This window comes from Bradyrhizobium sp. NBAIM14 (assembly GCF_020193895.1).
Taxonomy (GTDB): domain Bacteria; phylum Pseudomonadota; class Alphaproteobacteria; order Rhizobiales; family Xanthobacteraceae; genus Bradyrhizobium; species Bradyrhizobium yuanmingense.
On record NZ_JADYVQ010000017.1, the window covers coordinates 66,067 to 87,981 of the forward strand.

A 21,915-nucleotide genomic window follows, 5' to 3' on the forward strand; every position below is an offset into this window, starting at 1 on the left:
GCGTCTTGGGGCAACTATGTCAGGCGTGATCGTGTCGATGCGTCGGACGCTGTTGTCGTGCACATCGCTGGCGCGCAACGGCTTGGTGGGAGGCGCTCTCGCAGCGCTGCTGCCGGCTGCGCCGGCCAAGGCCGCCGACCTCATCGACACCCTCGCCCTCGTGATGGATCTCAACCGGCAGGAACTCGCGGTGCTCGCCACCGCGCTGGCCCTGCTCGGCTTCTCGGTGATGGCCGCGATCCTGTTGATGCGGACGCGGGTGCGCACGGCGAAGAACGAGGCGCGGCTGCGCGCGCGGATCGGGGAACTTCAGCTCCAGGCCGACCGCTTCGGCGCACTGTTGTTCGCCGAGCCGCAGATACTGATCTCATGGCCGGCGGGCGACAACCGCGCGCAGATTTCCGGCGATATCGCGCTGGTGCTGCCGCGCGATTCCTCGCCGCAGCGCGTGCTGGCGTTCGGAACCTGGCTGCCGCCGGAACCGGCGCTGCTGATGGACCACGCGGTCGATGCGCTGCGCGAGCGCGGCGACGGGTTCCAGCTGACGCTGACCACCGCGCACGGCCATATGCTGGAAGCGATCGGGCGCGCCATCGGCGGCCAGGCCATCGTCCGCATTCGCGAGCTCTCGGGCCTGCGCCGTGATCTGGCCGAAACCAATCTGCGCTACAAGGCGCTCTCCAACGAGACCGAGATGCTTCGCGGCTTTGCCGCGGCCGCACCGTGGCCGATCTGGGCAAAGGGCGAGAACGGCGCGCTGACCTACGCCAACCCGGCCTATGTGCGCGCCACCGAAGCGACCAGCGCCATCGATGCCCAGGAGCGCAAGCTCGAGCTGCTCGACAGCGACGACCGCAATGCGATGGAGCGGGGGCTGAAGGAAGCCGCCAATTTCACCTCGCGGCTGCCGATCGTGGTCGGCGGCGAACGGCGCATCTACGACGTGCGCGCCGTCAATGTCGGCAGCGGCAGCGTCGGCGTCGCCATCGATGCCAGCGAGGCGGATGCGCTGAGCTCGGCGCTGGTGCGCATGGCGGAGGCGCACCGCCGCACGCTCGACCAGCTCTCCTCCGGCGTTGCCGTGTTCGACGGCCAGCGGCGCCTTGCCTTCTACAACGATTCCTATCGCCGGCTGTGGGATCTCGATCGCAACTTCCTCGACGCCCATCCGGACGATTCCAGCGTGCTCGACCAGCTCCGCGCCGCGCGCAAATTGCCGGAGCAGCCGGATTTCCGCGCCTGGAAGGCCAAGCTGCACGAGGCCTATCGCGCGGTCGAGACCGCCAAGGACACCTGGTTCCTGCCTGACGGACGCGCGCTTTCGGTCGTCACCACGCCGAACCCGGAAGGAGGCGTCACCTATCTGTTCGACGACGTCACTGAAAGCCTCGACCTCGCCCGCCGCTTCGACGGCCTGATCCGCGTCCAGCGCGAGACGCTGGACAGCCTCGCCGAGGGGGTCGCGGTGTTCGGCAGCAACGGCAAGGCGCAGCTGTTCAATCCGGCCTTCGTGCGGATGTGGAAGCTGTCGAGCGATGCCATGCGCGACGAGCCGCATATCCAGACCGTCGAAGGCTGGTGCCATCAGCTGTTCGACGATCCGCAAGTCTGGCGCCAGATCCGCGAGGCCATCACCGCGATCGAGAACCGCGCCGACCTGCCGCTGAAGCTGGAGCGCAAGGACGGCAGCGTGCTCGACGGCATGATCCGGCCGCTGCCGGACGGCGCCACCATGCTGACCTTCCAGGACATCACTGACACCGAGAATGTCGAGCGCGCGCTGCGCGAGCGCAACGAGGCGCTGGAGGCGGCCGACCAGATGAAGGTGGATTTCGTCCACCACGTCTCCTACGAGCTGCGCTCGCCGCTCACCACTATCATCGGCTTCGCGCATTTCCTCAGCGATCCCTCGACCGGACCGCTGACGCCGAAGCAGGCCGAATATCTCGACTACGTCACCAAATCGACCAACGCTCTGCTCGCGCTCACCAACAACATCCTGGATCTCGCCACCATCGACGCCGGCGCGATGAAGCTGGAACTCGGGCAGGTCGACGTCAGCAAGGCCATCGAGCTTGCCGCCGAGGGCATCCAGGACCGGCTCGCCACCGACCGCATCCGCCTCAAGGTCGAGATCGCGCCCGACGTCGGCAGCTTCGTCGGCGACGAGAAGCGCGTGGTGCAGGTGCTCTATAACCTCCTCGCCAACGCCGTCGGGTTTTCTCCACAGGATTCCACCGTCGGCATCAGCGCGCGGCGCACCGAACGCAGCGTGGTCTTCACCGTGACAGATTCGGGCCCTGGAATACCTGCCGACATGAAAGACAAGGTGTTCAACTGGTTCGAAAGCCGCTCGCAGGGCTCGCGTCACCGCGGCGCCGGGCTCGGCCTGTCGCTGGTGCGCTCCTTCGTCGAGCTGCATGGCGGCAAGGTGCGGGTGGATTCGATCGTCGGCCGGGGCACGGTCGTGATCTGCGATTTCCCGACCGACCAGGCGGCGCATCGCGACGCCGCCGAATGACGGAAACAACCACATTCTCCGTCGCGCTTCACAACGAGACGGCCACGGCGCAATTAATGGCCGACCTCGCGCTGCTGGTCGGTCCCGGTGACGTCATTACGCTGACCGGCGATCTCGGCGCCGGCAAGACCGCGGCGGCGCGCAGCCTGATCCGCTATCTCGCCGCCGACGATGCGCTGGAAGTGCCGAGCCCGACCTTCACGCTGGTGCAGGGCTACGAGCTGCCCCCCTTCCCGGTGCTGCATGCCGATCTCTACCGCGTCGAGGACGAGAGCGAGCTCGAGGAGATCGGGCTGTCGCCGCTGCCCGATGCCACGCTGGTGCTGATCGAATGGCCGGAGCGCGCCCCGTCGGCGATGCCCGAGGACCGCATCGACATCGCGCTGACGCACCGGCCGGCGCTGGGCGCGAGCGCACGTGCCGCCGACATCACAGGCCATGGCAAGAGCGCAGCTACAGTTGCGCGGCTGAAGGCGCTGCGCGACTTCCTGGACGCATCCGGTTACATCGATGCGACGCGCAGGCGCATGCCAGGCGACGCCTCGACACGCTCCTATGCGCGGCTCGTGCGCGATGAGGACATCGTCATCCTCATGAACTTCCCGCAGCGGCCCGACGGCGCGGCGCTCTACAACGGAAAATCCTACAGCGCCGCGGTGCATCTGGCCGAGAACGTAAAACCCTTCGTCGCCATCGACGAAGGCCTGCGGGCGCAGGGGATCTCCGCGCCTGCGATCCATCATTTCGATCTCGACCAGGGCTTTCTGATCTCCGAGGATTTCGGCAGCGAGGGCGTGATCGAGGGCGATCCGCCGCGGCCGATTCTCGAGCGCTACGAAGCCGCCACCGACGTGCTGGCGATGCTGCACGGCAAGGCGCTGCCGGAGACGCTGCCGCTAGACGGGCAGACCTACGCGATCCCCGTCTTCGACGTCGAGGCGCTGCTGATCGAGATCGGGTTGATGCCGGAATGGTATTTGCCCGATCGCAACGCGCCGCTGAGCGATGAGGCGCGCGCGGAATTTTTTGCGATGTGGCGCGAATTGCTGAAGAGACCGCTGGCGGCGCCGAGGACGTGGATCATCCGCGACTATCACTCGCCCAATCTGATCTGGCTCGGCAACCGCAGCGGTATCGAACGCGTCGGCGTGATCGATTTCCAGGACACCGTGCTGGGGCCGCAATCCTACGACGTGGTGTCGCTGCTCCAGGACGCTCGCATCGACGTACCCGAGACGATCGAGCTGACGCTGCTGTCGCGCTACATCAAGGCGCGGCGGGCGCAGGATTCGAGCTTCGACGCCGCCGGCTTCGCCGAGCTCTACGCGATCATGTCGGCGCAGCGGAACACGCGCCTGCTCGGCACCTTCGCCCGGCTCAACCGCCGCGATGGCAAGCCGCATTACCTGCGCCATCAGCCGCGGATCTGGACCTATCTCCAGCGCTCGCTGGCGCATCCCACGCTCGCCCATCTGCGCGACTGGTATCTCGCCAACGTCCCGCCGCCGGGCTGATTCAGGACCGATTTACCGGCCGTTAGCCAAGATGTCGCTATTCTGGCGCCGAGGGAGCCGGAACATTGCGGAGCTGGAGCGGGGCAGATGGCAGCGAAAGCGGATCAGCGCGGAAATAGCCGGGTTATTTTCGAGCGCGGGTTTTCGGCCCAGATGATGGGAATCGACGGCACCTGGCGGCGCGACTGCACCATGGAGGACGTCTCCGAGACCGGCGCCAAGCTGACCATCGACGGCTCGGTCGAAGGCCTGCATCTGAAGGAATTCTTTCTCCTGCTGTCGTCCACGGGGCTCGCCTACCGGCGTTGCGAGCTGGCCTGGGTCAATGGCGACCAGATCGGCGTCAATTTCCTGAAAGTGGGCGACAAGAAGAAGAAGGTACGTTCCACAGCCGTTGGGGCGTGACGGCAACACCCGTCGTACAACCGTCACGGCGGGTGGTTAAGGCGGTTGAGATGCGGTGCGGCAGATCGAGCCTCGTGTTAGGATTGCTGCGAACGCGAAAGGTCCTGAGAAGAGGAAGGATGTCCGTCAAGCCGACCAAAGCCATGGTGCTCGCCGCAGGGTTTGGCCTGCGCATGCGCCCCCTGACGGACAAGATGCCGAAGCCGATGGTGCCGGTCGCAGGCCAGCCGCTGCTCGACCACGTGCTCGACAAGCTCGGCCAGGCCGGCGTGACCGAGGCGGTGGTCAACGTGCACTATTTGCCGGACCAGATCATCGACCACGTCGCATCACGCCAGCTTCCGCGCGTGACGATCTCCGACGAGCGCGACCAGGTGCTCGGCACCGGCGGCGGCGTCGTCAAGGCGCTGCCGCTGCTCGGCGATGCGCCGTTCTTCCACGTCAATTCCGACACGCTGTGGATCGACGGTGTGCGCTCGAACCTGACGCGGCTCGCGGAAAATTTCGACCCTGATCGCATGGACATCCTGCTCCTGATGGCGCCGACCGCGACCAGCATCGGCTATGGCGGCCGCGGCGATTACGGCATGCTGCCCGACGGCGCCTTGCGCAAGCGCAAGGAGAAGGAGGTCGTTCCGTTCGTCTATGCCGGCGCGGCGATCATGTCGCCCGCGATCTTCGTGGACGCACCCAAGGGCGAATTCTCGCTGACGAAGATGTTCGATCGCGCGGGCGAGCAGGAACGGCTGTTCGGCCTGCGCCTCGACGGCGTCTGGATGCATGTCGGCACGCCCGACGCCGTGCACGCCGCGGAAGAGGCTTTTTTGGAGAGCGTGGCGTAGGGGCTGCCTCGAAGACGGTGCCGTAGGGTGAGCAAAGGCGCCCTTGCGCCGTGCCCACCATCTCTCTCGACGCAAAAATGCGTGGGCACGCTTCGCTTTGCCCACCTCCGAGACCTGTTTCGGTCCGGCGAACAGCGGGGACGACTCCTCCTCCACCCATGACCATTTGACCCCGCCTCCCTATATTGCCTGATCCTTCGAATCAGGCAGCCCATGCGCGTCTTCAGCGTTCCCATCTCAGTTCCGTTCCTGCGCACGGTCGTCACCGCCCTGCTCGATGGGCGGCTGGTGGAGGGATTCGAGGCGCGCAAGGAACCGGCGCGGCTGGCGGACGCCACGCTGTATCTGCCGACGCGGCGCGCCATGCGGATCGTGCGCGAGATCTTTCTCGACGAGATGAAGGCGGATGCCGTCGTGCTGCCGCGCATCGTCGCGCTCGGCGACATCGACGAGGACGAGCTCGCTTTCGCGGGCGAGAGCGAACAGTTTTCCGGGACCGCGCCGCTCGACATTCCGCCGCGCCTGGGCGAGCTCGAACGGCGTCTGACGCTGGCGCAGCTCGTCGCCGCCTGGGCCAAGGGCCCGGTGCTGGCGCCGCTGGTCGTCGGCGGCCCCGCCTCGACGCTGGCGCTGGCGTCCGATCTCGCGCGCCTGATGGACGACATGGTGACGCGCGGCGTCGACTGGAGCGCCCTTGATGGGCTCGTGCCTGATAACCTCGACCGCTACTGGCAGCACTCGCTCGAATTCCTGCGCATCGCCCGCATCGCCTGGCCCAATCATCTCGCCGAGATCAACCGGATCGAACCGGCCGCGCGGCGCGACCAACTGATCGAAGCGGAAGCCAAACGGCTGATCGCGGATCCGCATGGCCCCGTCATCGCGGCCGGCTCGACCGGCTCGATGCCAGCGACCGCAAAATTCCTGCGCGCGGTTGCTTCGCTGCCGCATGGCGCCGTGGTGCTGCCCGGTCTCGACACCGATCTCGATGAGGATGCCTGGCGCAGCATCGGCGGCAGCAGGGACCTCTTGGGCATCACCGAGAATCCGGCGTCGAACCATCCGCAATATGCGATGCATGCGCTGCTGCAACGCTTCGGCATCAAGCGCAGCGACGTCGAGATTTTGCAGCCGCCAGCGGAAGACGGCCGCGACCTGCTCGCGTCGGAATCGATGCGGCCGTCCGCCAAGACCGAGGTCTGGCACGACCGGCTGAAGCAGCCCGATGTTGCCGCGAAGATCGCGGGCGGCATGAAGAACCTCGCGGTGGTCGAAGCGCCCAATCCTGAAATGGAAGCGCTCGCCATCGCCATCGCCATGCGCGAGGCCAGACACCTGGACAAATCCGCGGCGCTGGTCACGCCCGACCGCGCCCTGGCGCGGCGGGTGATGGCGGCGCTGACCCGATGGGATCTCGCCTTCGACGATTCCGGCGGCGACGTCTTGATGGAAACCTCCGCCGGCACGTTTGCGCGCCTTGCGGCGGAGGCGGCGACCAAGGGCCTGGAGCCGCCGACGCTGCTGGCGATGCTGAAGCATCCGCTGTGCCGGCTCGGCCGCGCGCCGGGCGCGTGGAAGATGGCAATCGAGAGCCTGGAGCTTGCGCTGCTGCGCGGCACGCGCCCGCCGGCAGGCACGGCCGGCCTCCTGCGCGAGTTCAACCGCTTCCGCGAGGAGCTGGCAAAGCTGTGGCGCAGCGAGGTCTCCGCACTGCATCGCGCCGAGCCGCGGGCGCGTCTCAAGGCCGAGGATCTCGATCGCATCCAGGCTCTGATCGACGCCCTGCAAAAGGCATTGGCGTCGATCGAGAGCCTGCCGCCGGCGAAGCCGTATGATTTCGCGGAGCTTGCGCATCGGCATCGCGAGATCATGATCGAGCTGTCGCGCGACGATCAGGGCATTCCGCTCGCCTTCGAGGATCGCGATGGACTCGCGCTCGCCGGCGCCTTCGACGATCTCTTGCGCGGCGGCACGACCAGCGGATTGCTGGTGCAGCTAGCGGATTACCCGGACGTCTTCCAGACCGCGTTCAGCGATCGCGCGGTGCGGCGGCGCGACAGGCCGGGCGCGCGGCTGCAAATCTACGGCCCGCTGGAATCGCGCCTGATGCAGGCCGACCGCATCATCATTGGCGGCCTGATCGAAGGCGTCTGGCCACCGGCGCCGCGCATCGATCCCTGGCTCAGCCGGCCGATGCGGCACGAGCTCGGGCTCGATCTGCCGGAGCGCCGTATCGGCCTGTCCGCCCATGACTTCGCGCAATTGCTCGGCGGCGACGAGGTCATTCTCACTCACTCGGCCAAGGCCGGCGGCGCGCCGGCGGTGGCCTCGCGCTTCCTGCATCGGCTGGAGGCGGTGGCCGGCGATGAGCTCTGGCAGGCGGCCGTTCGCGCCGGCGAGACATATGTGCAGTTCGCTTCGGCGCTCGACCAGCCCGACGAGGTCAAGCCGATCAAGCAGCCGGAACCACGGCCGCCGCGCGCGACACGCCCGCTCAAAATGTCCGTCACCGAGATCGAAGACTGGCTGCGCGACCCCTACACGATCTACGCCAAACGCATCTTGCGGCTCGATGCGCTCGATCCCGTCGACATGCCGCTCTCGGCCGCCGACCGCGGATCGGCGATTCACGATGCCATCGGCGAATTCACGGAAAGCTATGCGGCGCGTCTGCCCGACGATCCCGCGCGGGTGCTGCGCGCGATCGGCGAGAAGCACTTTGCACCGCTGATGGAGCGGCCCGAAGCACGGGCGCTGTGGTGGCCGCGCTTCCAGCGCATCGCGCGCTGGTTCGGCGAATGGGAGACGGCGCGGCGCGAGGCGATCGCGGCGATCGTCGCGGAGACCCGTGGCGAGATCTCGTTCATGCTCGATCCTCAGCGCAGCTTCCGCCTTTCCGCGCGCGCCGACCGCATCGAACGCCGCCAGGGCGGCGGCTACGCCATCCTCGACTACAAGACCGGCCAGCCGCCGACCGGCAAGCAGGTCCGCATGGGCCTGTCGCCGCAGCTGACGTTGGAAGCCGCGATCCTGCGCGAGGGCGGTTTTCCCGACATCGACGCCGGCGCCTCCGTGAGCCAGCTCGTCTATGTCCGCCTCAGCGGCAACAATCCACCCGGCGAGGAGCGCATCCTCGAGCTCAAGTTCAAGCCGGGCGACGAGCCGCAGCCGCCGGACACCGCGGCCGCCGAGGCGAGGGCAAAGCTCGAAGCGCTGATCCGCGCCTTCGAGGACGAGAACCAGGCCTATACATCGCTGAACCTGCCGATGTGGGCGAATCGCTACGGCACCTATGACGACCTTGCCCGGATCAAGGAATGGTCCGCGGCCGGCGGGTTGGGGATCGAGGAATGGTGAAGGCGCCGCGTCCCATCCCTGACGAGGTGCGAGCGCGGCAGGCGCGCGCCTCCGATCCGACTGCATCGGCCTTCGTCTCGGCCAATGCCGGCTCGGGCAAGACGCATGTGCTGGTGCAGCGCGTGATCCGCCTGCTGCTCTCGGGCGTGCCACCGGAGAAGATCCTCTGCATCACCTTCACAAAAGCTGCCGCCGCCAACATGGCCGAGCGCGTGTTCACCACGCTCGGCCATTGGGTGACGCTGGACGATGATGCGCTCGACGCGGCGATCCGCGCGGTCGGCATCCCGCATCCCGGCGCCAAACTGCGCCGCGACGCGAGAAAACTGTTCGCCTGCGCGCTGGAGACGCCGGGCGGGCTGAAGGTGCAGACCATCCACGCGCTGTGCACCCGCCTGCTCCAGCAATTTCCGTTCGAGGCCAACGTTCCCGCACGCTTCGCCGTGATCGACGAGCGCGACCAGACCGACATGATGGAACGCGCCAATTTGAAGGTGCTGCTGGAAGCCGCACGCGATCCGGAGAGCGTCACCGGCCGCGCGCTGCTGACGGCGATGGCGAGCGCCGCGGATGTCACCTTCAAGGAGGTCGTGCGCGAGGCGTGCCTCAGCCGCGATCATTTCATGGCCTGGACCGACCAGGCCGGCAATGCGGAAGCCGCAGCGGCGCAGATGGCTGCGGTGCTGGGCGTTGACATCGGCGACCGTATCGAAGCCGTCGAGACGGAAATTCTCGACGGCCCGTTCCTGCCGCGCGCGCGCTGGGACGACATTGCCTTCGCGCTGGAGGACGGCAGCAAATCCGACAATGACCAGGCAGGGCGACTGCGCGCGGCAAAGGTGTTTTCCGGCAGCGATCAGGTCGACGCCTATCTGTCCGTCTTCCTCACGGACGACAAGCTGCCGCGCAAGGCAGTGCTGACCAAGAAGTTCTGCGATCACAATCCCTCCGTGGCCCGCCTGTTCGAAGCCGAGGCGCAGCGCCTTGCAGGGCTGATCGAAAAGCGCCGCGCCGTGACGGTTCGGGACCGCACCGCGGCCCTGCTGCATATCGCGACAGCGGCCGCCGCGAATTACCGCCGCGAGAAGCAGGAGCGCGGCCTGCTCGACTACGACGACCTCATCGACAAGACGCTGGCGATGCTGGACCGTATCGCCTCGGGCTGGGTGCATTACAAGCTCGACCGCGGCGTCGATCACGTGTTGATCGACGAGGCGCAGGATACCAGCCCGCGGCAATGGGACATCATCGCGCACATCATCTCCGAGTTCACCGCCGGCGAAGGTGCGCGCGAGGGGCTGAACCGCACCATCTTCGCTGTCGGCGACGAGAAGCAGTCGATCTTCTCGTTCCAGGGCGCAGCTCCCCACGAGTTCGACGCGCGCAGGCGCGAGCTGCATCGCAAGTTCACCGCCGCCGGCCTGAAATTCGATCCGGTCGCCTTCACCTATTCGTTCCGCTCGGGCGCGACGATCCTGCATTCGGTCGACCACGTCTTCCGCGATCCCGCGATCTACAAGAGCATCCATTCGGTCGAGATCGGCCATCCCCTGCACAATTCGCTGAGCGATGCCGGCCCGAGCGTGATCGAGCTGTGGGATCTCGCCGAGGCCGACGATCGGCAGGACATCGAGGGCTGGCGTGCGCCATTCGACGGCGTCGCCGTCACCAGCCCCGAGGTCAAGCTTTCCCGACGCATCCAGGCCGAGATCAAGCGGCTGGTCGAGAGCGGCACGCTGACCGGGCACGAGGGCGAGCGTCGTCCTCTTCGCTATGGCGACATGCTGATCCTGGTGCGCCGGCGCGGCAACGCATTCGACGCCGTGATCCAGGCGCTGAAGCACGCCGGCATTCCGGTCGCCGGTGCCGACCGCCTCAAGCTCACCGAGCACATCGCCATCATCGACCTGATGAACCTGGCCGACGCGCTGCTGCTGCCGCAGGACGATCTCGCGCTCGCGGTGGCGCTGAAGTGCCCGCTATTCGGGCTCGATGACGACGATTTGTTCCAGCTTGCGTGGGACCGCAAGGGATCGCTGCGCCGCGCGCTGGGCGACCATGCGGCCACAAGCGAGAAATTCACCACGGCGTTGCGACGCCTAGAAGCCTGCGAGATCCGCGCCCGCGAGGAGACGCCGTTCGCGTTCTACGCCTGGCTGCTGGGCGGCGATGGCGGGCGTGCGCGCATCCTGCGCCGGCTCGGCCACGAGGCCAATGACGCGCTCGACGAATTCCTGGAGCTCGCGCTGAACTACGAGCGCAAGGCGCCGGCTTCGCTGCAGGGCTTCATGGCCTGGCTCCGCTCGGCCGACACCGAAGTGAAGCGCGACATGGAGATCTCGCGCGACGAGGTGCGGGTCATGACCGTACACGGCGCCAAGGGCCTGGAGGCCTCGGTCGTGTTCATGGTCGACACCACGTCCTCGCCCGCGGACTCGCAGCGGCTGCGGCTGATCCAGGTACCGCGCGGTAATGGCGGCGAGGTCGTGGTCTGGGCCGGCCGCAAGGCCGACGATCCCAGGCCTGTCGCCGAGGCGCGCAAGGCGATGCTGGAGGAGACCGAGGACGAATATCGCCGCCTGCTCTACGTCGCGATGACGCGCGCGGCCGATCGGCTGATCGTCGGCGGCTGCATGCCCGGCAACATGAAGACGGTGCGCAAGCTGAGCTGGTACGACCTCGTCGACACCGGGCTCAAAGGCTCGGGCCTCGACAAGCAGGTGATCGAGACGCCGCTCGGCAAGGTCACCCGGTTCGCCCGTCCCGAGGACGTCGCGGCGCTGGGCGCGCCGGCGGCCTCCGTGCACCAGACCATCGCGCTGCCGGAGTGGCTGCGGACACCGGCCCCGCGCGAGACCATCGACGAGGATCCCGTGCGCCCCTCGGGCCAGCCTGCCGAGGAGGGCCGCAGCGTCCGATCGGGCGAATCGGTGCAGTCGCGCGCGCTGGCGTTGCAACGCGGCACGCTGGTGCATCGCCTGTTGCAATCGCTGCCCGAGATCGCCGGCGAGCGCCGGCGCGAGGCCGCGCTCGGCTTCATGGCGCGCAACGCCGCGGACTGGCCGGAGGCCGATCGCATCGCACTGGCCGACAAGGTGCTCGCCCTGATCACGGAGCCGCGTTTCGCGCCCGTCTTTGCCGCCGGCAGCCGGGCGGAGGTCGCGATCGCCGGGCGGCTGGAGCGGCCGGGCCGCACGCCGGCCCTGGTATCGGGACAGATCGACCGGCTGGTCGTGCGCCCAGAGGAAGTCCTGATCGTCGACTTCAAGACCAACCAGGCAGCGCCCAAAAGCGCGGCCGAGGCGCCGGCGACCTATGTCCGCCAGCTTGCGCTGTACCGGGCGGTGCTGTCGCGGCTTTATCCCCAAAGGTCCGTCAGGGCCGTCCTGCTCTGGACCGAGGCCCTTGAATATATGGAGATTTCGGCCCCCGCGCTGGACGCGGCGCTGGCATCCCTTCATCTCGGTGTGAGCGTCCTTGACCCGGCAAGGGGCCGTTCATAGGTTCACCCCATGACCCCGGGCGCGATTCCAGGTCGCGCCGATTCTCTTTCAACCGAGTGAGGTACTCCCAATGGCCGTTAGCAAGGTTTCCGACGCCGATTTCGAAGCCGAAGTGCTCAAGGCGAACGGCCCCGTGGTCGTCGATTTCTGGGCCGAATGGTGCGGCCCCTGCCGCATGATCGCACCCGCGCTCGACGAGATCGCCGGCGCGATGGGCGACAAGGTCAAGATCGTGAAGCTCAATGTCGACGAGAGCCCGAAGACCGCCTCGAAGTACGGCGTGATGTCGATCCCGACCCTGATGATCTTCAAGGGCGGCGAGATGGCCTCGCGCCAGGTCGGCGCCGCGCCGAAGGCGAAGCTGCAGCAGTGGATCACCTCCGCGGTCTGATCAACTGGCCAGGATTATTGGCGCAAGATTATTTTCGACAACGGCCGGCGAAAGCCGGCCGTTTGGCGTTGATGGGACGTGTTCAGCGTATGACGAGTCCCGCCCTTGCCTGCTCCTCCCCGAAAGCGCGACCGCAAGCCCACCGCTCTCGCCGCAATGGAGGCGCGCTCGGTCGACGCGATCCCGCGCGGCGGTGAATGGCAATATGAACCCAAGTGGGACGGCTTCCGCTGCCTGCTGGCGCGCAACGGCAGCAACGTCGACCTGCGCTCCAAATCCGGCGAAGACCTCGCGCGCTACTTCCCGGAAGTCGTCACTGCTGCCTTGGAGCTGAAGGCCGACCGCTTCACGCTCGACGGCGAGATCGTCGTGCCGCACGGCAAGAGCTTTTCCTTCGACGCGCTGCTGCAACGCATTCATCCGGCGGCAAGCCGCGTGAAGAAGCTCTCAGTGGAGACACCGGCGCTCTACCTCGTCTTCGATCTGCTCGCGACATCCGGACAGAAGGGCCTGGCTGAGAAGACGCTGCGCGAGCGCCGGCCGGCGCTGGAAGCCTTCGCGAAAGCCAACATCAAGGGCAGCCTGTTCCACCTCTCACCGGCGACCACGAGCTACGCCACGGCCAAGAAATGGCTGGCGCGATCCGGCGGCGGCTCGGACGGCGTCATCGCCAAGCGGATCGATCTGCCCTACCAGGCGGGAAATCGCGACGGCATGCAGAAGATCAAGAAATTCCGCAGCGCCGATTGCGTGGTCGGCGGCTTCCGCTATGCCACCAACAAGATCGCCGGCCGGAACGTCGTCGGCTCGCTGCTGCTCGGGCTCTACGACGATGACGGCCTGCTGCACCATGTCGGCTTCACCTCGGCGATCAAGGCGGAGGCGAAGCCTGATCTGACCGATCGGCTCGAAGCACTGATCGGCGAGCCCGGCTTCACCGGCAACGCGCCGGGCGGGCCGAGCCGCTGGTCGACCGAGCGTTCCGCAAAGTGGTGTCCGCTGAAGCCGAAGCTGGTGATTGAGGTCTGCTACGACCATTTCAGCGGCGAACGCTTCCGTCACGGCACCTCAATCCTGCGCTGGCGCCCGGACAAGGCGCCGCGGCAATGCACGTTCGAGCAGCTGAAGCAGAAGGCGGCCGATCCGATGAAGCTGTTGAAGTAGCGCGTAGCCGGGATGGAGCGCAGCGTAATCCGGGAATCATGCCCCCAAGCAACGATGGCCCCGGATTGCGCTGCGCTCCCTCCGGGCTACGCAGCAACACCTACTTGATCCACCCCGTCGCCAGCGCGTTCGCAAGCTCCGGCTGACCATTGCGGCGCGCCAGCGCGGCCATGGCCTCGTGATCGTAGGCGACGTGGCGGAACGTCACCTGCCAGGCAGCATCGGCACGTTCGAGGATCGCATAGCGCGCGTGCGGCGTGCCGGCCTCGACCACATGCGCGTACGGATGCTTGTCGCGAAAACCAGGGCTACCGACGCTGCCGGGATTGACGATCAGCCGGCCGTCGCGCAGGCGCACCGCGCGGGCGAGGTGGGTGTGGGCGCACAGGATCAGCGATTGCGTGATGCCTTGGGCGAGTGGCTCGATGTGGTCGAGCGCGGACAGCGCCACCGTGCCGTCGGGATGCACGGTGTCGAGCCAGTACACCTCATCGCTGCCGGGCGTCGCGTGGCAGAGGAACACCTGGTCGCGGAAGACCCGTGCCATCGGCTGCGCGCGCAGCCAGTCGAGGTGCACAGCGTCGAGCTGTTCGTAAGCGGGGCGATCCCACGAGCCCATTTTCTCCGGCGGACGGTCGAGCAGATAGCGGTCGTGATTGCCGAGGACGTGCACGGCATCGAGCGGCATCAGGATCTCGATGGTGCGGCGCGCATCGAGCGGGCCACTCAGCATGTCGCCGAGATTGACGATGTCGGCAATACCGAGCGCGCGGATGTCGGCGAGCACGGCCTCCAGCGCGAGATAGTTTCCGTGGACATCGGCAATCGCGGCGAAGCGCATTGGCATTTCCTGTAGCCCGGATGGAGCGCAGCGTAATCCGGGACCTTCCTTGCTTGTGGCACGATCCCGGATTGCGCTTCGCTCCATCCGGGCTACGGCAACCTCTATGCAGGCGGCGTGCCGTTGATGGCCAGCACGTGGCCGGCGAGATACAGCGAGCCGGTGATCAGGATCCGCGGCGGCAGCTCGTAGGCGAGCTGCGCCAGCGCGCGCAGGGCGGCCTCGACGCCGGGGGCAGGCTCGACGCGCATGCCGAGGCTGCGCGCGGCATCGGCGAGACGGTCGACCGGCATCGCATTCTCCGTGTCGGGAATCGGCACTGCGATGATGTGGCGGGTGAGGCCGGCGAAATTGGCGAGGAAGGCGTGCGCATCCTTGTTGGCCATCATGCCGGCGATGATCACCAGCGGCCGCGACACCCGCTCCTCGAGGTCGCCGAGCGCGGCCGCCGCAACGCGCCCGCCCTCGGCATTGTGGCCGCCGTCGAGCCAGATCTCCGAGCCCTGCGGACCCCAGGACAGCAACTCGCCCGAGGTGAGGCGCTGCATCCGCGCCGGCCAGTCGGCACCGACGATGCCGGCCTCGAACGCGGCGTGATTGACCTTGATGGTCGGCAGCGCACGTAGCGTCGCGATCGCGAGCCCGGCATTGGCGAACTGGTGGCGCCCGAACAGACGCGGCGCCGGCAGATCCATCAAGCCGCGGTCGTCGGAATAGACCAGACGCCCGCGCTCGACATTGACGTGCCAGCTCTCGTTTGCGGCGAACAGCGGCGCACGCATGCGCCTCGCCTGCGCTTCGATCACGGCCATCGCCTCCGGCATCTGCTCGGCGCAAATCACGGGCACGCCGCGCTTGATGATCGCGGCCTTCTCGCCGGCAATCGACGCCAACGTATCGCCGAGGAAATCCATGTGATCCATGCTGACGGGCGTGATCACAGAGGCCGCCGGCTGATCGACCACATTGGTCGAATCCAGCCGGCCGCCGAGGCCGACTTCGAGCAGCACGATGTCGGCCGGGTTCTGCGCGAACAGCAGGAAAGCGGCCGCCGTCTTCAGCTCGAACAATGTCGCGGCCTCGCCGGCATTGACGCGCTCGACCTCTTCCAACGCCGCGCGCAGCTCGTCGTCGCCGACGAGCACACCGCCACTGAAGCGGCCGAGCCGGAAGCATTCGTTGATGCGGACGAGATAAGGGGACGTATAGGCGTGGACGCGCAGACCTGAAGCCTCCAGCGTCGCGCGCAGGTAAGCGAGCGTCGAGCCCTTGCCGTTGGTGCCGGCGATGTGGATCACCGGCGGCAGCTTGCGCTCGGGGTGGCCGAGCCGAGCGAGCAGGCGGTGCATCCGCTCCAGCCCGAGATCGATGCGCTTCTGATGCAGGGCCGACAGCCGCCCGATCACTTCATCGAGCGGTGTCTTTGCACTGTCAGGGGAGGCGTTCACGCGTGCGGCGCAGCCGGCGCCGTCTCGGCGGCCGATACGATCTGCGCCGGGCTTGCGACCGGCTGCACGGACTTCGATGCACCCTCCTGCGCCGGCGCCTTGGTCAAGAGGCGGCAGAGCCGCGCCAGCGTCGGCCGCAGTTCGTGGCGATGCACGACCATGTCGACCATGCCGTGCTCCTTGAGGTACTCGGCGCGCTGAAAGCCTTCAGGCAGCTTCTCGCGGATGGTTTGCTCGATCACGCGCGCGCCGGCGAAGCCGATCAGCGCGCCGGGCTCGGCGATCTGCACGTCGCCGAGCATCGCATACGACGCGGTGACGCCGCCGGTGGTCGGATTGGTCAGCACGACGATGTAGGGCAGCTTTGCCTCGCGCAGCATCTGCACCGCAACGGTGGTGCGCGGCATCTGCATCAGGGACAAAATGCCTTCCTGCATGCGTGCGCCGCCGCTCGCGGCGAACACGATGAACGGCGACTTCTTCTCGACCGCGAGCTCCATCCCGCGCACGATGGCTTCGCCCGCGGCCATGCCGAGCGAGCCGCCCATGAAGTCGAAATCCTGCACGGCGACGACGACGGCGGAGCCTTCGAGCTTGCCGTAGCCGACCTTGACCGCATCGTTCAGATTGGTCCGCGCCCGCGCATCCTTGACGCGGTCGACATATTTCTTCTCGTCGCGGAACTTGAGCGGGTCAGGGGTGACCTCGGGCAGCGCCACGTCGAACCAGGTCTCGTTGTCGAAGATCGACTTGAGCCGCGCGACCGCGCCCATGCGCATGTGATAGTTCGAGCCGGGGATGACGAACTGGTTGGCCTCGACGTCCTTGTAGAACACGAGCTGTCCGGAATCCGGGCACTTGATCCACAGGTTCTCCGGCGTCTCCCGCCGCAGCATGTTGCGGATCTTCGGCCGGACCACGTTGGTAAGCCAGTTCATGGTTTGCTCCGATGTGCGATCCCGCCGGGAATCGCCTGAAGGATATATGGCGGCCGGACATCTGCCCGGCAAGCCGCCGTGTCGCCCGCGTTAGAGCATGATCCGGAAAAGTGTGAAGCGGTTTTCCGACCAGATCATGCCCAAACTAAAGAGCTACAGCGGAATTATGGCCTATTCCGCCGCCTGCTGCGCGCCCTTGACGCCCTGGGCCAGAGCGGCCGTCAATTCGGCGACGGCGTTAACGGTCTTGGCGGTCGCCCGTCCCTCGGCATCGAGGCTGTTCTTGAGGGCGTCCACCAGCGCGGTGCCGACCACCGACCCATCGGCCTTCTCGGCAATGGCGCGCGCCGCCTCCGGCGTGCGGATGCCGAAACCGACACAGATCGGCAGCCTGGTATGCCGCTTGATGCGCGCGACAGCTTCGCCGACGGCATTGGCGTCCGCCGCCGCTGCACCGGTGATGCCGGCGATCGAGACGTAATAGACAAAGCCTGATGTGTTCGCGAGCACCGCAGGCAGGCGCTTGTCGTCGGTGGTCGGCGTCGCCAGGCGAATGAAGTTGAGCCCCGCCTTCAGCGCGGGAATGCAGAGCTCGTCGTCTTCCTCCGGCGGCAAATCGACGATGATCAGGCCGTCGACGCCGGCCGTCTTGGCATCAGCCAAGAACTTGTCGACGCCGTAGATGTAGATCGGATTGTAATAGCCCATCAGCACCAGCGGCGTGACATTGTCGTCCTTGCGGAAGTCGCGCACCAGCTCCAGCGTCCTCTTCAAGGTCATGCCGATCTTGAGCGCACGCAGGCCTGCAGCCTGGATCGAAGGACCGTCCGCCATCGGATCGGTAAAGGGAATGCCGAGTTCGATGACGTCGGCGCCGGACTTCGGCAGCGCCTTGACGATCTCGAGCGAGGTCGCGGGATCGGGATCGCCGGCCATCACATAGGTGACAAAGGCCGCGCGGCCTTGGCTTTTCAGCTCGGCAAAACGGGTATCGATACGCGTGGTCACTTCTTGCCCCTCAGGATGTCGCCGACCTGCGGGACGTCCTTGTCGCCGCGGCCGGAGAGATTGACGACCATCAGGTGGTCCCGCGGCCGCTTCGGCGCGAGCTCCATCACCTTGGCGATGGCATGCGCGGGCTCGAGCGCGGGGATGATGCCTTCGAGCTTTGACAGCAGCTGGAACGCGGCGAGCGCCTCGTCATCGGTCGCGGAGAGATAATTGACGCGGCCGACCTCGTGCAGCCAGGAATGCTCAGGGCCGATGCCGGGATAATCGAGACCGGCCGAGATCGAATGCGCGTCCTGGATCTGGCCGTCGGCATCCATCAAGAGATAGGTGCGGTTGCCGTGAAGCACGCCGGGGCGGCCGCCCGCGATCGAGGCCGCATGCAGCTGCGTCAGGCCATGGCCGGCGGCTTCGACGCCGAAGATCTCCACGGAGGAATCATCGAGGAACGGATGGAACAAGCCCATCGCGTTGGAGCCGCCGCCGATGCAGGCCACCAGCGAATCCGGCAGGCGCCCCTCGATCTCCTGCATCTGCGCCTTGGTCTCGTCGCCGATGACCGACTGGAAATCGCGCACCAAGGTCGGATAGGGATGCGGACCGGCCACCGTGCCGATGCAATAGAACGTGTTGTGCACGTTGGTGACCCAGTCGCGTAGCGCCTCGTTCATGGCGTCCTTCAGCGTGCGCGTGCCCGACTGCACCGGCATCACCTTGGCGCCCAGCATCTCCATGCGGATGACGTTGGGCTGCTGCCGCTCGACGTCGACGGCGCCCATATAGACCACGCATTCGAGGCCAAAGCGCGCGCACAGCGTCGCGGTGGCAACGCCGTGCTGGCCCGCGCCGGTCTCGGCGATGATGCGCTTCTTGCCCATGCGCCGTGCCAGCATGATCTGGCCGAGCACGTTGTTCACCTTGTGCGAGCCGGTGTGGTTGAGCTCTTCACGCTTGAGGTAGATCTTGGCGCCGCGGAGATGCTCGGTCAGGCGCTCGGCGAAATAGAGCGGCGAGGGCCGGCCGACATAGTTCTTGAGGTAGCCGTTCATCTCGGCCTGAAACGCCGGATCGGCCTTGGCCGCGGTGTAGGCCTTCTCCAGGTCGAGGATCAGCGGCATCAAGGTTTCGGCGACGAAGCGCCCGCCGAAAATGCCGAAATGGCCGCGCTCGTCGGGGCCGCTGCGGTAGGAATTTGGCTTGGCAATGTTCATCGGACGCTCAACTCTTGACTGGCATCTTTGCTGGCGCGCGCGGCGCGGATGAAGGCCTTGATCATCTCTGGGTCTTTCACGCCGGGAGCGCTCTCGACACCGGAGGACACGTCGACGCCGCTGGCGCGGGTGACACGAAGGGCCTCGGCGAGATTCTCGGCGTGCAGCCCCCCCGAAACCATATAGGGCAGTTTCAGATCGAGCTTTTCGAGCAGGTGCCAGTCGAAGGGCTCCCCGAGGCCGCCGGGCCGCGTCGCGTCCTTCGGCGCGCGCGCATCGAACAGGATGCGATCGGCGACCGCGGCGTAGCCGGGCAGCACCGCGAGATCGGCCGCTGTCGCGACCGGGACCGCCTTCATCACCGGGCGGCCGAAGCGTTGCTTGAGGTCGCGCAGCCGCGCCACGCTCTCCCCGCCGTGGAGCTGGAAGATGTCCGGCGACAGCGCGTCCATGATGTTGTCGAGCGTTGCGTCATCGGCATCGACCGTGAGCGCCACCTTGAGCGCGCGCCGCTTGACCTGACGGCCGAGGTCACGGCCGAGTTCCAGGGACAGGTGCCGGGGCGACGGCGGAAAGAACACGAACCCGACCATGTCGGCGCCCGCCTCGAGCGCCGTTTCGAGCGTCTCGGGCGTGGACAGGCCGCAGATCTTGACGAGCAGGGACATGGTCTCAAAGCGGGTAGAGGCCGCGGGGTGCGCGGCCGGAAAACGGGGCTTTTCGGTCGGGGCCGCTTCTACAACGTCGCGCGCTGCTTGTCTCGCCCGACGGGCCCGTACAGGCCCATCCCGGAGGGAACGGGAAGGCGCTGGGACTCCGCCTTCGCTGCCGTCGCCTGGGCCCGCAGATCGGCCAGTTCGGCCCTGACGGCCCGGGCCTCCGCGTCATTCCGGCGCGCGGCGCGCCGCCAGCGCCGCTGGCCGAGCCAGACGGCGGAGCCGCCCGCGACAACGCCCAGGGCCGCCGCCAGGATCAGCAACAGGAACAGCGGCAGGGTGATCGACAGCGAGGGGTCGTCGGCAATGAAGGGGTCGAAGGAGACCGTGACGAAATGCCTGTTGGCGACGGCGAACGCCACCAGGATCAGGCCCAGCGGAAGTACGATCAGCGCGGTCAGGAACTTTCGCATCTGGCTTCGCTCGCCTTGAATCAAGCTTGCGGCCGCATCCTGTGCGACCGCGAAAAACCCCAAAGCGCGCTCACGTCGCGCTTCAGTCTACGCCGCCGGGATCCGGATGGTCGCGGTTCAGCCGCTCGCGCATTTCCTTGCCGGTCTTGAAGAACGGAACGCTCTTCTGATCGACGGGCACATGGGCGCCGGTGCGTGGATTGCGCCCTGCGCGCGCAGGGCGATGCTTGACCGAGAAGGCACCGAAGCCGCGCAGCTCGACGCGGTCACCGCGTGCAAGCGCCGCTACGATCTCTTCGAGAATCGCATTCACAATGTTCTCGACATCCCGCTGGTACAGATGCGGGTTGTGCTCGGCGATACGCTGAACAAGTTCGGATTTGATCATCGAGAGATAGGACCCGGGAGCGTGCGGATGACCATTTCCGTGAAAATACCGTGATCTGTCAAGACGCTAAATCAAGGATGGGCGTCGTGAAAATGCGTGACAAATGCCGAAAAAGCAGGCTGCGCCAGCACGCGTCAGACGCGAAAAAGCTCTGAAACTCGCCTGCCGACGGTTAGTTGGACGCAGCCGGCTGCCACAAGGCCAGCATTCCATCCATTCCGAGCCGATCTACCGCCTGCGCGACGCCGGTTTGCCCGATCTGGTGCGCGATCGAGCCCAAACCGAGCGCTTCCAGCGTCAATGCGGCCGCCGTCTTCAGGAACGGCAGGTCGCCGAAGCGCGGCTGGAGCTTGTAGTCGCGCACCGGTAGCCCCTTCTTGACGCCCTTCTGCTCGACCAGCCAGGTCACGGCCGTCTTCTCGTCGCCGATCTGGTCGATCAGCTTGAGATCGATCGCCTGGCGCCCGGTGAAGACGCGGCCGTCGGCGACTTTTTCGAGCTGCGTGTCATCCATGCCACGCCGCTCCTTCACCATTCCCTTGAACCAGGCATAGGAATCCTTCACCAGCGCATCGAGCGCGGCGCGCGCCTCGGGACTGGTCGGCTCAAAACCGTTGGGCGCCGCCTTCAGCGGCGAGGACTTCACCTCCTCGACCTTGACGCCAATGGTCTTCATGAGCTCGGAGAGGTTGGGATACTGGAACAGCACGCCGATGGACCCGACCAGGGAGCTTTGCTGGGCGACGATGTGGTCGCTCGCAATCGCGGTGATGTAGCCTCCGGAGGCGGCCAGCCCCTCCACCACCACCACCAGCGGCTTTTTCGCCTTGAGACGGACCAGCGAGTCATAGAGCTGCTCGGAGCCGGCGGTGGTGCCGCCGGGCGAGTTGATGTGAACGATGACGGCGGCGGCCTGCGAATTCTCGAGCCGCTCCAGCGCCTGCGTGCGGTCGGAATCGCTGCGGATCAATCCCTCGATCTGGACGCGCGCGATCGAGCCGGCGGATGCGAGGGTGCCGCGTGCACCGGGCGTCGCAATCAGCGCGAAGCTTGCAATCGCCGCGATCGCGATCAGCGCCGCCATCACCCGCCAGAACGTCAGCTTGCGGCGGATCCTGCGGCGATCGACGATGATGTCCGAATCGAGCGACATCGGAATATCTCCAAATGAAAGATCAGGCGCGTTGTGCCGTCACGGCGTGACCATTGGCCTATCTCGATACATCAATTGCGGCGCAATTTGAAGAAAACAAGG

General features: G+C 66.7%; 17 protein-coding genes. 8 read left to right on the forward strand and 9 right to left on the reverse strand.

Going from position 1 to position 21,915, the window contains the following annotated elements; all coding sequences use genetic code 11:
* Positions 1 to 16 precede the first annotated feature (16 nt).
* The 8 genes from I6F28_RS29255 (at position 17) to I6F28_RS29290 (ending at position 13,697) form a co-directional block, all read left to right on the forward strand.
* Positions 17 to 2,521 carry a sensor histidine kinase gene (locus I6F28_RS29255; RefSeq protein ID WP_225142417.1) on the forward strand — a complete coding sequence of 835 codons (2,505 nt, stop codon included), beginning with the start codon at positions 17 to 19 and terminating at the stop codon, positions 2,519 to 2,521.
* Entirely contained in the window at positions 2,518 to 4,035 is a 1,518-nt protein-coding gene (tsaE, locus tag I6F28_RS29260) for a tRNA (adenosine(37)-N6)-threonylcarbamoyltransferase complex ATPase subunit type 1 TsaE (protein ID WP_225142419.1), read from the forward strand. Before I6F28_RS29255 ends, tsaE begins: the two co-directional genes overlap by 4 nt.
* An 87-nt stretch (positions 4,036 to 4,122) precedes the next feature.
* On the forward strand, positions 4,123 to 4,440 hold the full coding sequence (locus I6F28_RS29265) for a PilZ domain-containing protein (protein WP_036009083.1): 318 nt from the start codon (positions 4,123 to 4,125) through the stop codon (positions 4,438 to 4,440).
* 119 nt (positions 4,441 to 4,559) lie between these two features.
* Positions 4,560 to 5,282 carry a nucleotidyltransferase family protein gene (locus tag I6F28_RS29270; RefSeq protein ID WP_036024455.1) on the forward strand — a complete coding sequence of 241 codons (723 nt, stop codon included), beginning with the start codon at positions 4,560 to 4,562 and terminating at the stop codon, positions 5,280 to 5,282.
* A 213-nt stretch (positions 5,283 to 5,495) separates the two neighbouring features.
* Positions 5,496 to 8,639 carry a double-strand break repair protein AddB gene (addB, locus tag I6F28_RS29275; RefSeq protein WP_225142420.1) on the forward strand — a complete coding sequence of 1,048 codons (3,144 nt, stop codon included), beginning with the start codon at positions 5,496 to 5,498 and terminating at the stop codon, positions 8,637 to 8,639.
* Entirely contained in the window at positions 8,633 to 12,142 is a 3,510-nt protein-coding gene (gene addA / locus I6F28_RS29280; protein WP_225142421.1) for a double-strand break repair helicase AddA, read from the forward strand. Before addB ends, addA begins: the two co-directional genes overlap by 7 nt.
* Positions 12,143 to 12,212: 70 nt before the next feature.
* Entirely contained in the window at positions 12,213 to 12,533 is a 321-nt protein-coding gene (trxA, locus tag I6F28_RS29285) for a thioredoxin (protein ID WP_008540017.1), read from the forward strand.
* Between the two features lie 156 nt (positions 12,534 to 12,689).
* Positions 12,690 to 13,697: an ATP-dependent DNA ligase gene (locus I6F28_RS29290; protein ID WP_225142483.1), complete on the forward strand. Its 1,008-nt coding sequence runs from the start codon at positions 12,690 to 12,692 to the stop codon at positions 13,695 to 13,697.
* A gap of 100 nt (positions 13,698 to 13,797) precedes the next feature.
* Here the strand turns inward: I6F28_RS29290 and I6F28_RS29295 are convergent, their stop codons facing one another.
* The 9 genes from I6F28_RS29295 to sppA all read right to left on the reverse strand — a co-directional run bounded on the left by I6F28_RS29295 (position 13,798) and on the right by sppA (position 21,813).
* Positions 13,798 to 14,538 carry a metallophosphoesterase family protein gene (locus I6F28_RS29295; RefSeq protein WP_225142422.1) on the reverse strand — a complete coding sequence of 247 codons (741 nt, stop codon included), beginning with the start codon at positions 14,536 to 14,538 and terminating at the stop codon, positions 13,798 to 13,800.
* Positions 14,539 to 14,642: 104 nt separating this feature from the next.
* A complete protein-coding gene (locus tag I6F28_RS29300) occupies positions 14,643 to 15,986 on the reverse strand; it encodes a bifunctional folylpolyglutamate synthase/dihydrofolate synthase (protein WP_225128049.1) in 1,344 nt (447 codons plus the stop codon).
* A complete protein-coding gene (gene accD, locus I6F28_RS29305) occupies positions 15,983 to 16,924 on the reverse strand; it encodes an acetyl-CoA carboxylase, carboxyltransferase subunit beta (protein WP_036009106.1) in 942 nt (313 codons plus the stop codon). Before accD ends, I6F28_RS29300 begins: the two co-directional genes overlap by 4 nt.
* 171 nt (positions 16,925 to 17,095) lie before the next feature.
* Positions 17,096 to 17,932, reverse strand: a complete 837-nt coding sequence (gene trpA, locus I6F28_RS29310; RefSeq protein WP_036024448.1) for a tryptophan synthase subunit alpha — start codon at positions 17,930 to 17,932, stop codon at positions 17,096 to 17,098.
* Positions 17,929 to 19,143: a tryptophan synthase subunit beta gene (gene trpB, locus I6F28_RS29315; protein ID WP_036024444.1), complete on the reverse strand. Its 1,215-nt coding sequence runs from the start codon at positions 19,141 to 19,143 to the stop codon at positions 17,929 to 17,931. Before trpB ends, trpA begins: the two co-directional genes overlap by 4 nt.
* Positions 19,140 to 19,811 (reverse strand): phosphoribosylanthranilate isomerase, encoded by a 672-nt coding sequence (locus tag I6F28_RS29320; protein ID WP_036024441.1) that lies wholly within the window; start codon positions 19,809 to 19,811, stop codon positions 19,140 to 19,142. Before I6F28_RS29320 ends, trpB begins: the two co-directional genes overlap by 4 nt.
* A gap of 68 nt (positions 19,812 to 19,879) precedes the next feature.
* Positions 19,880 to 20,272, reverse strand: a complete 393-nt coding sequence (locus I6F28_RS29325; RefSeq protein WP_036009133.1) for a lipopolysaccharide assembly protein LapA domain-containing protein — start codon at positions 20,270 to 20,272, stop codon at positions 19,880 to 19,882.
* A gap of 82 nt (positions 20,273 to 20,354) precedes the next feature.
* Complete coding sequence (locus I6F28_RS29330) at positions 20,355 to 20,660, reverse strand: integration host factor subunit beta (RefSeq protein ID WP_025032949.1); 306 nt, start codon at positions 20,658 to 20,660, stop codon at positions 20,355 to 20,357.
* Between the two features lie 172 nt (positions 20,661 to 20,832).
* The gene (gene sppA / locus I6F28_RS29335; RefSeq protein WP_036024439.1) at positions 20,833 to 21,813 is read right to left on the reverse strand and encodes a signal peptide peptidase SppA; all 981 of its coding nucleotides are present in this window, start codon (positions 21,811 to 21,813) and stop codon (positions 20,833 to 20,835) included.
* Positions 21,814 to 21,915 lie beyond the last annotated feature (102 nt).